Below are 13,334 nucleotides of genomic sequence, written 5' to 3'. Positions count from 1 at the left end.
GCCGCGCGAAGGGCGCAATGGCGCGCAGCGCAGTCAGCCAAGCGGGGGCGCGCGCCCTGTCAGACCACTGCAGGTGTCGCGTGGACGGCCTGCGCGCTTGTGGCGGCGCGGCGCGCACGGTAACAGGCGCGCAGCCCAGACCGGAAGGCCCGACATGACCAAGACCGCCCCCCAGGACCAGACCCGCCCGCAGATCTACCTGCTGACCCCGCCCGACCCGTCAGCGGACAGCTTTCCCGACCTTTTGTCGTGCGTGCTCGACGCGGTGGAGGTAGCCTGCCTGCGCCTGCGCATGGCCAGCGCCGTGGAGGACGACATCGCCCGCGTCGCGGATACGCTGCGCCCGCTGGTCCATGCCCGCGACATCCCGCTGGTCATCGACACGCATCTGGGGCTGGTGGACCGGCTGGGCCTGGACGGTGTGCACCTGACGGATGGGGCGAAGTCGGTGCGCAAAACCCGCAAGGCGTTGGGACAGGATGCCATCGTCGGCGCGTTCTGCGGCGGCTCGCGCCATGACGGGCTGTCGGCGGGCGAGGCCGGGGCGGATTACGTCGCCTTCGGCCCGGTGGGAGAGACTGCACTTGGCACCGGCGAGCGGCCGGACCATGACCTGTTCGCCTGGTGGTCCGAGATGATCGAACTGCCGGTGGTGGCCGAAGGCGCGCTGACGGCCGACCTGGTGCGCGCCTATGCGCCGGTGACGGACTTCTTCGCCTTCGGCGACGAGATCTGGCGCGCGCCGGACCCGGCAGAGGCGATCAGGGCGCTGGCGGCCGCGATCGACTGAGCCGCGCGGTGTGGCCGCCGCGCACCGCGATCTCGCAGGCGGCGCATAGCGACTTGCGCCCGGAAAAGTCCGCCACTCGCAGCGGCGGGTGGTAGGTCAAGAAGACCTCTCCCTGGCAAGGGGCCGCCAGCACCTTGAGCAGATGCGGCGCGAAGTCCATGTCGCCCCACCAGCCGTAGAACCGTGCGTCCTGCCCCCGCGGTGCGGTGTAGACCACGCTGACCGGCTGCACGAAGATCCTCTCCTTCAGCGCGGGCGCGAAGAAGGCCTCAAACAGAGTCGGCTTGAAGGGCAGCACGCGGCGCCCGTCGGTGCTTGTCCCTTCGGGGAAGAACAGCAGCTTGTGCCCGGCGGTCAGACGGTCCTCGAACACCTGTTTCTGCGCGGCGGCCTGCGCTCGGTCGCGGGCGATGAACACGGTGCCGGTCGCCCGGGCCAGCCAGCCGATCCCGGCCCAGCCCGCGACTTCGGACTTGGCGACGTAGTAGATCCGCTTGCGGGCGTTCAGCGCGAAGATGTCGAGCCAGGAGGCATGGTTGGCCACCACCGCGCCGGGCTGCGCCATCGGAGTGCCCTCTGTCCGGTGCGCGATGCCTAGGATAACGAAGGCGGCACGGCACACGCCCTGCGTTATGTAGGGCGTGACCGGCCGGTGCAGCCCGTAGAGCGGGCGTTCGACCAATCGCACCACCAGCAGAAGCGCCAGCCCGCCGAAGGTCACTGCCCCCAGCGCGCTGCCGCGCAAGACCACGCGCAGCCAGCCCAGTGGCGTGATGCGCGCCGCGGCGGGCGCGGGTGCGCCCTGCCACGTCGCGCTCATGCCGGCAGCCCGCGGGTGTAGATCTGGCGCTGCCGGTCGTTCATGCGCGCGGTGTCGAGCAGCAGGCACACGTCGATCGTGTTGAACTCCCGGTCCACGAAGGCGCCTTCGCCGATGAAACCGCCTAGGCGCAGGTAGGCCTTGATCAGCGAGGGCATGGCGCGCATTCCCGCGGCGGCGTCGATGTCGCCGGCCGCCATCAGATCGAGCGGCAAGAAGTGTTCCGGCACGGCGCGCACGCGGATGTCCTCGGGAGCGAGGTAGCGGTGGTGCAGCAGCGACAAAGGCGCTGCCAGTGGCGCGGGGTCGGTGCCGTGGAAGCTCGCGACACCGAACAGCACCTCGATTTCATGCTGCAGCGTGTAGGCTGCCAGCCCGTTCCACAGGTGCCACATCGCCTTGCCGCCGCGATATTCGGCCTTCAGGCAGGACCGGCCCAGTTCCAGAAGCCGCCTGCCGCTTCGAAGCAGCGGTGCGAGGTCGTATTCGCCGGCGGTGTAGAAGCCCCCGGCCCTTGCCGCGTTCTCGCCCCGCATCAGGCGATAGACGCCGATCACATGGGTCAGGCTGTGCCCATCATCGCGCGCCGGATCGATCGCCAGCATGTGATCGTAGAAGGGGTCATAGGCGTCGCGTTCAAAGCGGCCCTCGTGATCGACAAGCGCGCCGTCGCCGCCCAGTTCCTCCACGAACACCTCATAGCGCAGGCGTTGCGCCGCGAGAAGGTCACGCTCGTCCCTGGCAAGACGGACGATCAGGTCTTGGTGCGGGTTCATGGGATGCGCCTGCGCTTGAGCATGGTCGGGTGATAGAAACGCGCGCCCGACGATGCAAGGCGGATTGCGCAAAAGCCACACCGTGCGAGGATCGACTTGATACACGCTTAGATTGTGTTAACGGTAGTAAAGAATGACATTATGCAGAGAAATCGATGATCAGGTCCACGCGCGTCGCGTCGATGACGACCTTCCCCTCGTGTTCGAAATTGACGGTTACACGGCCATGAATGTTCGACTGCACCTGCCCCAGCCCCCAATCGGGTCGTTCGGGATGGCGCACCAGCACACCCGGTTCCAGCAATGACATCATCTTTTCCGGCTCCCTTTCCGGTTGCGCCCGTTTCGGCCGTGCCCGGCGATCCGTCCCCAGCCCATCCCGGCGCGGCGCCATCTGGCCGCCCAAGCACCGGCCATACGCTCCTGCGCCGACCGGTCTGCGGAGGCGGCGGCGATGCGTGATCTTTCCGCGACCGACCTGACCGCACTTCTTGGCTCTCGCATCTGCCATGACCTGATCAGTCCGATCGGCGCGATAGGCAACGGGCTGGAACTGATTAGCATGACAGGGGGGCCGCGCACACCCGAAATGGCGCTCGTGACCGAAAGCGTCGGCAAGGCGCAGGCGCGCATCCGCTATTACCGGGTCGCCTTCGGGGCCAGCCGGCACGACCAGTCGATCGGAACGCCGGAACTGGTCGAGATCCTGACAGAGGTCCATGCGGGCAGCCGGTTGCAGGTTTCCTGGAGCAGCACCCGCGCGGTGTCGCGCGCATCGGCCAAGCTGGCCTTCCTTCTGATCATGTGCCTTGAAAGCGCGCTGCCGCATGGCGGGCGGATCACCGTGCGCGATGGCGCCGACGGCTGGGAGGTGACCGGAGAGGGGCCGCGCTACCGCGAATTGCCCGATGTCTGGCCGGTGCTGGAGAACGGCCCGCTGGACGCGGCGCTGTCGCCGGACCGGGTGCAATTCGCACTGGCACGCCAGCAGGCCGCCGAGATGGCCGTTGTGCTGCGCGTGCAGATCGGCCCGGCGGGGCTGCGGATCAACGCCGCGCCGGGCTGACCGGCGCAGGCTCGCGCGCCGGGGGCGTCAAGCGGTCGGCGGATCAGGCGCGGATGCTGCCCGCCCCGTCCACCAGATACTTGAAGCTGGTCAGTTGCTCGGCCCCGACCGGGCCGCGCGCGTGCAGTTTGCCGGTGGCGATGCCGATCTCGGCGCCCATGCCGAACTCGCCCCCGTCCGCGAACTGGGTGGACGCGTTGCGCATCACGATGGCGCTGTCCACCCGATCGAAGAAGGTTTGCGCGGCGGCGTCGTTGGCCGTCAGGATGCAGTCGGTGTGGTCGGAGCCGTAGCGCCCGATATGGGCGATGGCACCTTCAACCCCGTCCACCAGCGTCGCCGCGACGATGCTGTCGAGGAACTCGCGCCCGAAATCCTCGGGTCCGGCCTGAACGGTGCCGGGCACACCCAGCAGCGCCCCGTCGGCCCGCACCTCCACCCCGGCGGCGACAAGATCGCCCAGAAAGTCCGCCCCGTGTCGGTCGAAATAGGCGCGGTCCACCAGCAGACATTCCACCGCGCCGCAAATGCCGGTTCGACGGGTCTTGGCGTTGACGACGATCTTCGAGACGATGCCGGGGTCGGCATCGCCATCGATGTAGATGTGGCAGATCCCTTCGAGATGGGCGAAGACCGGCACGCGGGCCTCGCGTTGCACGAGTCCGACCAGCCCCTTGCCGCCGCGCGGCACGATCACGTCCACAAACTCGGTCATGCGCAACAATTCGGCCACAGCGGCGCGGTCGCGGGTCGGCACCATCTGCACCGCATCGGCGGGCAAGCCATGCGCTGTCAGGCCGTGAACGAGGCATTCGGCCAGCGCCGCCGAGGAATGCAGGCTTTCGGACCCGCCCCTCAGGATCACCGCGTTGCCGGATTTCACACAAAGCGCGCCCGCATCCACTGTCACGTTGGGACGGCTTTCGTAGATCACGCCGATCACGCCCAGCGGCGTACGCACGCGGCGGATGTGCAGGCCGCTGGGCTGGTCCCATTCGGCGATCACCTGCCCGACCGGATCGGGCTGGGCGGCCACTGCGCGCAGCCCGGCGGCGATACCCGCCAGCCGGTCCGGTGTCAGTTCCAGCCGGTCGAGCATGGCATCCGACAGGCCCTTCTCGCGACCGAATTCCATGTCGCGCGCGTTCGCGGCCAGGATCGTATCCGCCTGCGCGAGGATGCGATCGGCGGCGGTGTCAAGCGCGGCAGCCTTTGACGCGGCTGGCGCCGTCGCCAATGCCCGCGCCGCGCCGCGCGCCCGCACGCCAAGATCCGCCATCAGTTCCGCGATGTTCTGCCCGTCCTTCATGGCCTTCCCCTGTTCCTGTCCCGTGTCGGCGTCGCCTTCGCCGTCTGCTTCTGTCAGTCCCGCCGACGCCGTCATAACACCATGTCGTCGCGGTGGATCAGTGCCGAACGGCCCGGATGGCCGAGCACGGCTTCGATCTGGTCCGAGCGCAGGCCGCGGATCGCACCCGCCTCGTCGCTGGTATAGCGCGCCAGACCCTTGCCGAACACCGCCCCGTCCGGCCCGGCGATGGTCACAGGCTCGCCGCGCCCGAAGCGGCCGGTGACCGAGACGACCCCGGCGGGCAGCAGCGAGCGGCCCTGCCCCAGCGCGCGCACGGCACCGGCATCCACGCCGATCTGCCCTCGCGGCTTCATCGCCGCGATCCAGCGCTTGCGCGCCGCCTGCGGGTCGGTATCGGCGAGAAACCAGGTGCAGGGCGCGCCGCGTTCCAGCCGCGACAGCGGGGTGTCGGCATCGCCTTTGGCGATGACCATCGCGCAGCCCGCGCCGGTCGCCATTTTCGCCGCCATCAGCTTGGTGATCATGCCGCCGCGCGACAGACCGGAAATGCCGTCGCCGGCCATCGCCTCGATCTCTGGGGTTATGGCGTCGACGACGTCGAGCCGCCGCGCAGCGGGATCGAGACCCGGATTGGCGGTATAGAGCCCGTCCACGTCGGACAGAAGCACAAGCTGGTCGGCACCGATCGTCGCGGCGACCTGCGCGGCGAGCCTGTCATTGTCGCCGAAGCGGATCTCGTCCGTGGCGACGGTGTCGTTCTCGTTCACGATGGGCACAACGCCGAACCCCAGTAGCTGGCCCAGCGTCGCGCGTGTGTTCAGGTAGCGGCGCCGGTCGGCACTGTCTTCGAGCGTGACCAGCACCTGCGCGGTCACAACGCCATGCGGGCGCAGCGCATCCTCGTAAGCGCGCGCGAGGCGGATCTGGCCGACAGCGGCGGCGGCCTGCGACTGTTCCAGCGGCAGCGGTCCGGCGGGCAGATTCAGCACCCGGCGCCCCAGCGCGATGGACCCGGACGAGACCAGCACCACGTCCACGCCGCGCCGCCGCAGCGCGACCACGTCACCCGCCAGTCCGCGCAGCCAGCCCTCGCGCAGACCCGCGTCGCGGTCCACCAGCAGGGCGGAACCGATCTTGACCACCACCCGCGCGCCGGGGGAGGTGGCCAACGCAGGCGCACGGGCGCTGTCTGTCAGGGCCGCCACGGCGCATCGTCCTCGGGATCGGGGGCGCGCTGGCGGATCCGATCCTCGGTGATCTCGGTCCGCACGGCGCGCAGCACCTGCGTCAGCCCCTCGCCCGACACGCCGGACATCAGGAACACGCGGCCCTGTGCGGCTTCCTCCAGCGCGGCCTTCGCATCGGCAAGCGCCTCGGGCTCCAGCGCATCGACCTTGTTGAGAGCGGTCACGCGGGGTTTGTCAGCGAGATGCCCGCCATAGGCCTCAAGCTCGTCGATGATCGCGCGGTAATCCTCGGCGACGGTTTCGGACGTGCCGTCCACGAGGTGCAGCAGCACCGCGCAGCGTTCCACATGACCCAGAAAGCGCGTGCCCAGACCCTTGCCTTCATGGGCGCCGGCGATCAGGCCCGGAATGTCCGCGATCACGAACTCGGCGTTGTCCACGCCCACCACCCCGAGGTTCGGGTGCAGCGTGGTGAACGGGTAATCCGCGATCTTGGGTCGCGCGTTCGACGTGGCCGACAGGAAAGTGGACTTGCCCGCGTTCGGCAGGCCCAGCAGCCCCGCATCCGCGATCAGCTTCAGGCGCAGCCAGACCGTGCGCTCCACGCCGGGCTGGCCGGGATTGGCGCGGCTGGGCGCCTGGTTGGTCGCGGTCTTGAACTTGAGGTTGCCCCAGCCGCCATTCCCGCCCTGCGCCAGCATAACCCGGTCGCCCAGTTTTGACAGGTCGGCGATCACCGTCTCCTCGTCCTCGTCGAGGATCTCGGTGCCAACGGGCACGCGCAGGACCACCGTCTCGCCGGACTTGCCGGTGCGCTGCTGGCCCTGCCCGCCCTGCCCGTTCCGGGCGAAGAAATGCTGCTGATAGCGGAAGTCGATCAACGTGTTCAGGCCGTCCACGGCTTCGGCCACGACATCGCCGCCGCGCCCGCCATCGCCGCCATCGGGGCCGCCGTATTCGATGAACTTCTCGCGGCGGAAGCTGACGGAGCCGTTCCCGCCGCTGCCCGAGCGGATGTAGACCTTGGCGAGATCGAGAAATTTCATGCGGCTTTCCTTGCAATCACGGGCGGCGATACTGCGAATTGCCGCGCGGCTCAAGCCCGCGCGGTGCCCCCCATGCGCCGCAGGATCAGGAGAGCTTCTTGAGATAAGTCCAGGTTGGCACGGTGCTGTTCTGCGCGACCGAGAACGCCTCGGCATCGCCGATGTAGTCGAAGCCCGCGTTGGTCAGCACACGCGCCGAGATGGCGTTCGACTGGAACACCTCGGCGAAGATGGTCTTCACGCCCTGCGGGTTGGCCTGCAGGATCGCCTGAACCGCCTCGGTGGCGAAGCCGGTGTTCCAGAACGCGGGCGCGACCCAGTAGCCGATTTCGGACCTGTCGTCGGACAGCCGCGTGAGGCCGATCACGCCCAGAAGTTCGGTCAGGCCGACATGGCTGGCATCCATCGCCCAAACGTCTTCGCGCCGGGTGTCGGAGGTGGCCCGGCTCACGAACGCCTCTGCCGCGCCGGGGGGCAGCGGGTGCGGGATGGAGCGCGTATTGCGCGCCACGCGTTCATCGCCCGCGTAAAGCGTCAGAAGTCCCTGGTCGGACTGCCGAAGCGGGCGCAGGCTCAGACGTCCGGTGGTGATGACCGGCTGCGCTGTGATGGTGTCCTCGGTCATGCCCTTCCTCCCAAAAGCGCACCGGGCCCACGCATGCGCGGCGCCCGATCGAAACACGTAATTCTGGGGCGACGGCCCCGGCTCGACAACGGTATCTAGCGTATCTGCGTTAACAATATGCGGCGATCTGGCCAGATACGGGCGACCCTGGCACTGCCCGAAAAAAGCCGGGGGGCCGGCGTTTCCGCCGGCCCCCCGAGCCCGTGTGCGGGGTCAGGTCCGGCTCACTCTGCGGCGTCTGCCACCGGGTGCACGGAAATGAAGGTGCGGCCCTTGAGACCGGTGTGGAACTTCACGTTGCCTTCGACGGTAGCGAAGATCGTGTGGTCCTTGCCCATGCCGACATTGTCGCCCGGCCACCACTTTGTGCCGCGCTGGCGCGCGATGATGTTGCCCGGGATCACGGTTTCGCCGCCGAATTTTTTGATGCCGAGGCGACGACCTGCGGAGTCGCGACCGTTGCGGGACGAACCGCCTGCTTTCTTGTGTGCCATGCTCTCGCTCCTTCTTACTCGGCCGCGGCGGCGGCGGGCGCCGCCTTGTTGGTGGCGGCCTTCACGCCGGTGGCGTCACCACCGCTGGACAGGATCTCGGTGACGCGTACGAGCGTCAGCTTCTGGCGATGACCGCGGGTGCGCTGCGAGGAGTGCTTCCGGCGCCGCTTCACGAAGCTGATCACCTTGTCGCCCTTGATCTGGTCGATCACTTCGGCCTGCACCGCAGCGCCGTCGACCAGCGGACTGCCCAGCACGGTGTCATCGCCGCCGAGCATGAGAATTTCGTTGAACTGGACCGTCTCGCCGGCCTCTGCGATCAGCTTTTCAACGCGCAGCACGTCGCCGCTCTGCACCTTGTATTGCTTGCCGCCGGTTTTGATAACCGCAAACATCCGTTTTTATCCTTGTCTTCGCGTCCTGTGGTCCCACCGCGGTGGCGTTGTGGCGCTTTCGCGCACCTCGGACAGCGCGCCTTAATGGCGTGATTGCTGTGATCCGGCCGGGCCGGAAAGCGCCATATGCTCGGGCGCAGGGAAAAAGTCAAGCCTGCCGGGGTCAGAGTTCCTCGGAATTCATCAGTCTTGCCAGCGCGGCGCCGGTGTCGCGGGACAACTCCGCGAAGACCACGTCGAAGGCGTCGAACAGCGCCATGTTCAGCGCCTGGCCGGGTACGCTTTCCGAAAACGCGATGTGGCGCGCCATCTCGGCGTCGGTCAGGGGGCGGTAGGCCAGCGTGACGAAGGCCTCGAGCCAGTCCTGGGTCGCGGCGCGGATCTCCGGTTCCTGCGCCCAGACATCGTCCAGCACGCTGCCCTGCCCAAGAAAGCCGGGCCGGTCGGCTCCCTCGCGCAGGCCGGTCAGAAAGGCTGCGTTGGCACTGAGCGCGCCAAGCACGTTCGCCTCCACGAGGTCATTGACCGCAATGAAACGCGCTACCGCGTCGGCCCGCGGATCGCCGGACCGCCGCATCTGCGCGAGTCGGTCCAGCACCGCCTCTTCGATGTCGGGGGCGTTGAGCGCGACCCGCGCAGACAGTTCCAGTTCCACGATGCGGCGGCCGAGCGGCGCCTCGAGATAGTCGAGAATTGCATCGGCCTGCGCCTCTGGCAGCGCCTCGGCGAACCGGTCGCGGAAGCCCGGCAGCACACGTCCGGGCGCGTTGAGCCGGGTCAGCGTCAGTTGCCAGCCCGACAGGTCGCGCCCCGGCATCATGCTGTCGCCCAATTCGAGGCCCGAGGCCACCGCCTCCTCCTGCATGACCTCGAAAATCGCCTCGATCTTCATGGCGTCGAGAACGGCGTCGCTGATCCGCGCAGGCTGCGCCGCTGCCGCGGCGGGCACGAGGATCAGAAGGCAAAGGATGATGGCACGCATGGGACCTCCGTGTTTGGAACAAGGATGGGGCGTCGCGCGGGTGTTGGCAATGGCCGTCGGGGCCACGGGTCGTCCGCGGCGGCCTTGGGGCGCGCTGCGCGGACAACTCCTGCGAGCTGGCGACGGGGGCTGCGGGGCAGCCGCGCCGACGTTCCGGGCGACCCGCCTGCCCGGCTGTGAAGTGGCACGCGACGGCGCCGGAGGGAGGGCATCGGCGGCGCAGCACGGGGCGCGCGATAAAATGGGTTGCGCCCCTCAGGCGCTTTGACTACACCGCCGCGAGACCCTTCGCGGAGAGGTGCCGGAGTGGTCGAACGGGGCGGTCTCGAAAACCGTTGACCCTTCACGGGGTCCCAGGGTTCGAATCCCTGTCTCTCCGCCATATTTTTGCGTTCGCTTGCGATCATGGCTTTAAAAACAAGGGGTTTAAGCGCAAGAGGCGGTTTGGGGCTCGGTGTTTTCTCCACAATTTGCTCCACATTTCGGCCCTTCGGTGACTGTGCTCGGGCGCTTGTGAGCCTCTGGCGCTCCGCTGCCGAGATGATGGGACTGCTCGCCTTTGTGGCTTTGCCGCCAATCACCTCTGCTGCCGACCGGGCGCTGCTCCGGTGCCCCTTGTGATGTCTCATGTATGATCCGCCCCGGCCGAAGCCGGGGCGCTCGTGTCTCACCGATCGCGGTCGATGCCGCGGTGCCAGCCGATCTCGCGCTCGGCGGCCAGAAGGTCCGACAGGCGGAGAGCGAGCGTCAGGGCCTCGCCCAGCGGTCGCTGAATGGCGCAAAGCGTGGCCGACATTGTGTCTGCCTCGATCTGGGACAGATAGCGGAGCGCTTCGTCGGCAAGGTCGTGAAAGGCCGGTCCGAGAACGCGGCCGCGACCGATGACATCGTCCAGTGCCCGAATGACGGGTTGCAGCGCAGGGTCGGCGATCGGATCGGCGTGATACGCGGCAAGCGCTGCGCGGGCCGCGGCAAGTGCATCTGCGGTGCTCATCTCCAGTCGCGCGAACTCGTCGGGATGGGCCTGCGCTGTGATCACCACGAGGCGGTGCGTGTTCTGGGTCGGGATGCTGCCTGGAAGCAGTGTCTTGGTGTCGATATGCATTGGGTTGTCCTTTTGGGATTGTTTGAGGCACAGCGGGATCGTCCGGGCCACACAGGGCGGCCCGGGCGGGTCCTGCGGTGCATTGACGGAAGCTCAGGCCCGGCAAGCGGTCATCCGATGGCGCGGCGCGCAATGCTCGACCGTGACGGGACGCTGCCCGGCGCGGCGATGACGTGTCCGGCGGGTGCGGCGGCGGCGGGTCCTTTGGTCGGCGGCCATGTCGGCTTCTACGTGGATGCGGCCGCGCACCGCATTCATCCGCTCGAACGCATCTCCGGTCAGACGGCCGATCCTCGGCGCGCCCTTGGCCGCGCAGATGACGAAGCCGCAATGGTCCAGCGCGACGAGCATCCGCCTTGCGCCAACGAAGCGCGTCGCACGGTGCAGACCGGCGGCGCGGGCCTCGGTTTCGGTCAGCCTGACCTCGTAGCCGCGATTGGCAGATGTGTCGGCGCTGGTGCCGTAGGCGAGCACGGCGTAGCGGGTCTCGCCCAGCTTGGCGATCTCCAGCACCAGCCAGGGCCTTTTCTTCGGAGGGCGTCCTGCGCCTTCCACCGGGAAGCGGAAGCTGACGATGTCGCCCCAGCTGAGCGTCTCGCGCCAGTTGTCGGACGGAGCGATGGCGGGTGAATGTGTGGTGATGTCGAACATGTGCGGTCCTTCGCAGTGAGTTGATCAAAGCGACGCGCACGCACCGGTGAGAACCCGAGCGATCTGTAGCAGCAGAAGGTGTTTAGCCTACTCGGTATCCTCTTTCCCTGTTTTCCCAGAGGCGATCCGTTTCGTGCGCGTCACAAAGACCGCGCAGGGAACGGATCGCCTCCCTTGCTGCGCCTTCGGAGCGGAGCGCGTGGTGACGCCTGTGAATCGGCGTCGCAATTTGACTCCCGTAAAGCTTCCCCTAAAGCGTTGAAATCATGAGATTTCTGAGCGCTTTTTAGGGGTCATGCGCGGCGCCAATTGCAACCCCTCCCAAGACGCGGATTCTCATTACATTTCAGACGCTTAAGTCCGACCCGACCGAGGTTAAGATTGGGCTCCGATTCATGCCGCAACTCGTTTGCTCCAGCGATCAGGCGTTTCCGGCGTCTTTTTCAACCGTGTCCGGTAAGCTCGGGGCGTGAGCCGTATCATGCCGCTCGACCGAAAACACAGTCGCGCGGCCGCGGCCCTCTTTCTTGGAGGCATAGAGCGCCCGGTCCGCCTGATCGAGTAGCACGGCGACCGGCTGCACCCCGCCGCCATGACTGACGGCGATACCGGCACTGCCAGAGATACGGCACTGGTGACCTTCGAACGAGATCGGCTCTTCAAGGCGCTCAATAAGACGGCAGGCGAGATCTTCCAGCCGCCGAGCATCCACGAGTCCCGGCAGGATTAGCACGAACTCATCCCCTCCGGCACGCACCAGCGTATCCTCAGACCTTGTCACGTCCACCATCGCACGCGCGGCCACCTGCAGCACGTGATCACCCGCCGCATGGCCGAAGGTGTCGTTGACTTGCTTGAAGAAATCGAGATCGAGATGCACGAGTCCGAAAGGATGCCCGTCGCGCACCAGCCGGTCGAGAACGTGATCCATCGCGCGTCGGTTGCGCAAACCGGTCAGCGTATCGGTGAAGGCCTGTTCCTCGGCAGCGACACGGGCCGATTGCAGGCGGCTGTTCAGGCGTCGCCATTCCTCGAGAATGGTTTCCTTCGCTTCGAGCAGATAAAGCATTTCCACCGTCAGGTCGGTCGGAGCGAAATCGCGGCTCTTCAGGTCATGCGTCCGGATCGCTTCGACGATCGAGATGCCGAAGGACAGATTGACCAGCGCGCCGTCACCGGCTGGTACCGCCACGCCCTTGAACTGGGTGTGCGGCGGGTCGCGGAAACGGACCTGGAGCCGTGCGCCGGCATGGTGCATCAGACCCGCCATGTCGCTGATCCCGTGCGGGCGGCGCAGCCGGAAGAGCGTGAAGAAGTCGCGGCCGAGCAGTCCGCCTCCGGACCCGAGCAGACGCATCGTCGGGCCTGCGTGGCGCACGCGGCCGCGCGCATCGAGCTGCAGGTGCATCGGCATGAGCGTATCCCACGCGGGCGCGTCCAGTGTCGCGCCGACCGGCGAGGTCAGCGGTCCGCTGCCAGTTGAAACGGTCGGCCCTGCGCGAAATCCGCGCTCAGAACGCTGACACTGATCCATTCGTTTTCTCCTTCCCGGCCTTCGTGCTCAAGAAGCACGAGGGCGCCGTAATCGTCAGCGAGCGTTCGCATGATGCCCACCAGCACATGGCCGAAGCCGGCGCGTGGGCTGCGGCACAGCACCCGCACGATCCCGCCTTCACCTTGCATCACGTCGAAGCGCGGCAATTCCAGTTCAGGCACCGCCAGCGCAGCGCGCGACGGCAGATCATCGAGCGAGTCGAGGAATTCAGGAAAGGTGTCACCGCCGAAGCGGAGCAGGCGGCGCAACGAACCGACGTTGGGATGCGAGACGAGGTACGTGCCAAGGTCTTCCAGCACGATCGCGCGGTCACGCCCCAGAAGGTCCTCTGCCGCGCACAGCATCCTTTCCGTCACCTCGTCGTCATAGACGAACATCGCCTCGAACCCGGCGACCGGTGCATCCGACTGGCGTGCCAACCGTTCCCACATCGTGCCGCCATATGTATCGCGCACAAAGCACTGGATCGCCCTGTTCACCAACCCATGCATCACCCACTCCAACTGCCTGTGACCGCAAGTCTAGGCAGC

Annotated in this window: 15 protein-coding genes, 1 tRNA gene and 1 pseudogene; 3 read left to right on the top strand and 14 right to left on the bottom strand. The window is 67.3% G+C overall.

Annotation, left to right across the window (positions count from 1 at the left end; all coding sequences use genetic code 11):
* The first annotated feature begins 154 nt into the window (after window positions 1–154).
* Entirely contained in the window at window positions 155–790 is a 636-nt protein-coding gene (locus DKT77_RS03125; RefSeq protein WP_109810279.1) for a thiamine phosphate synthase, read from the top strand.
* Here the strand turns inward: DKT77_RS03125 and olsA are convergent.
* The 3 genes from olsA to DKT77_RS03110 form a co-directional block, all read right to left on the bottom strand.
* Window positions 762–1,610 carry a lyso-ornithine lipid O-acyltransferase gene (olsA, locus tag DKT77_RS03120; protein ID WP_109810278.1) on the bottom strand — a complete coding sequence of 283 codons (849 nt, stop codon included), beginning with the start codon at window positions 1,608–1,610 and terminating at the stop codon, window positions 762–764. The two genes, DKT77_RS03125 and olsA, sit on opposite strands and share 29 nt — an antisense overlap.
* Entirely contained in the window at window positions 1,607–2,386 is a 780-nt protein-coding gene (gene olsB, locus DKT77_RS03115; RefSeq protein WP_109810277.1) for an L-ornithine N(alpha)-acyltransferase, read from the bottom strand. Before olsB ends, olsA begins: the two co-directional genes overlap by 4 nt.
* A gap of 139 nt (window positions 2,387–2,525) precedes the next feature.
* Window positions 2,526–2,699, bottom strand: coding sequence for a DUF3553 domain-containing protein (locus DKT77_RS03110; protein WP_109810372.1), 174 nt, complete (start codon window positions 2,697–2,699; stop codon window positions 2,526–2,528).
* A 141-nt stretch (window positions 2,700–2,840) separates the two neighbouring features.
* On the opposite strand from DKT77_RS03110, the gene DKT77_RS03105 reads away from it, so the two are divergent.
* The gene (locus DKT77_RS03105; RefSeq protein ID WP_109810276.1) at window positions 2,841–3,452 is read left to right on the top strand and encodes a histidine phosphotransferase family protein; all 612 of its coding nucleotides are present in this window, start codon (window positions 2,841–2,843) and stop codon (window positions 3,450–3,452) included.
* Between the two features lie 43 nt (window positions 3,453–3,495).
* On the opposite strand, the gene DKT77_RS03100 is transcribed toward DKT77_RS03105, so the two are convergent.
* The 7 genes and pseudogenes from DKT77_RS03100 to DKT77_RS03070 all read right to left on the bottom strand — a co-directional run bounded on the left by DKT77_RS03100 (window position 3,496) and on the right by DKT77_RS03070 (window position 9,493).
* Window positions 3,496–4,761: a glutamate-5-semialdehyde dehydrogenase gene (locus tag DKT77_RS03100; protein WP_109810371.1), complete on the bottom strand. Its 1,266-nt coding sequence runs from the start codon at window positions 4,759–4,761 to the stop codon at window positions 3,496–3,498.
* 71 nt (window positions 4,762–4,832) lie between these two features.
* Window positions 4,833–5,933 (bottom strand): glutamate 5-kinase, encoded by a 1,101-nt coding sequence (gene proB, locus DKT77_RS03095; RefSeq protein ID WP_109810370.1) that lies wholly within the window; start codon window positions 5,931–5,933, stop codon window positions 4,833–4,835.
* 23 nt (window positions 5,934–5,956) lie between these two features.
* The gene (gene obgE / locus DKT77_RS03090; RefSeq protein WP_109810275.1) at window positions 5,957–6,997 is read right to left on the bottom strand and encodes a GTPase ObgE; all 1,041 of its coding nucleotides are present in this window, start codon (window positions 6,995–6,997) and stop codon (window positions 5,957–5,959) included.
* A gap of 85 nt (window positions 6,998–7,082) precedes the next feature.
* The gene (locus DKT77_RS03085) at window positions 7,083–7,622 is read right to left on the bottom strand and encodes a GNAT family N-acetyltransferase (RefSeq protein ID WP_109810274.1); all 540 of its coding nucleotides are present in this window, start codon (window positions 7,620–7,622) and stop codon (window positions 7,083–7,085) included.
* 224 nt (window positions 7,623–7,846) lie between these two features.
* Window positions 7,847–8,116, bottom strand: a complete 270-nt coding sequence (gene rpmA, locus DKT77_RS03080) for a 50S ribosomal protein L27 (RefSeq protein ID WP_109810273.1) — start codon at window positions 8,114–8,116, stop codon at window positions 7,847–7,849.
* 20 nt (window positions 8,117–8,136) lie between these two features.
* Window positions 8,137–8,511 (bottom strand): annotated as a pseudogene (gene rplU / locus DKT77_RS03075) (50S ribosomal protein L21); the annotation flags it as partial.
* Between the two features lie 163 nt (window positions 8,512–8,674).
* On the bottom strand, window positions 8,675–9,493 hold the full coding sequence (locus DKT77_RS03070; protein WP_109810271.1) for a hypothetical protein: 819 nt from the start codon (window positions 9,491–9,493) through the stop codon (window positions 8,675–8,677).
* A gap of 292 nt (window positions 9,494–9,785) precedes the next feature.
* On the opposite strand from DKT77_RS03070, the gene DKT77_RS03065 reads away from it, so the two are divergent.
* Window positions 9,786–9,875 (top strand) — tRNA-Ser (locus DKT77_RS03065).
* A gap of 285 nt (window positions 9,876–10,160) precedes the next feature.
* On the opposite strand, the gene DKT77_RS03060 is transcribed toward DKT77_RS03065, so the two are convergent.
* The 4 genes from DKT77_RS03060 to DKT77_RS03045 all read right to left on the bottom strand — a co-directional run bounded on the left by DKT77_RS03060 (window position 10,161) and on the right by DKT77_RS03045 (window position 13,295).
* On the bottom strand, window positions 10,161–10,598 hold the full coding sequence (locus DKT77_RS03060; RefSeq protein ID WP_109810270.1) for a hypothetical protein: 438 nt from the start codon (window positions 10,596–10,598) through the stop codon (window positions 10,161–10,163).
* A gap of 93 nt (window positions 10,599–10,691) precedes the next feature.
* The gene (locus tag DKT77_RS03055; protein WP_109810269.1) at window positions 10,692–11,249 is read right to left on the bottom strand and encodes a hypothetical protein; all 558 of its coding nucleotides are present in this window, start codon (window positions 11,247–11,249) and stop codon (window positions 10,692–10,694) included.
* Between the two features lie 421 nt (window positions 11,250–11,670).
* Window positions 11,671–12,783: a GGDEF domain-containing protein gene (locus DKT77_RS03050; protein ID WP_109810268.1), complete on the bottom strand. Its 1,113-nt coding sequence runs from the start codon at window positions 12,781–12,783 to the stop codon at window positions 11,671–11,673.
* Entirely contained in the window at window positions 12,711–13,295 is a 585-nt protein-coding gene (locus tag DKT77_RS03045; RefSeq protein ID WP_109810369.1) for a heme NO-binding domain-containing protein, read from the bottom strand. Before DKT77_RS03045 ends, DKT77_RS03050 begins: the two co-directional genes overlap by 73 nt.
* Between the last annotated feature and the right edge of the window lie 39 nt (window positions 13,296–13,334).

Source organism: Meridianimarinicoccus roseus, from assembly GCF_003172915.1.
GTDB classification, from domain to species: Bacteria; Pseudomonadota; Alphaproteobacteria; order Rhodobacterales; family Rhodobacteraceae; genus Meridianimarinicoccus; species Meridianimarinicoccus roseus.
The sequence above is the reverse complement of the archived record's forward strand: the minus strand, read 5'-3'. Positions and strand labels throughout refer to the sequence as shown.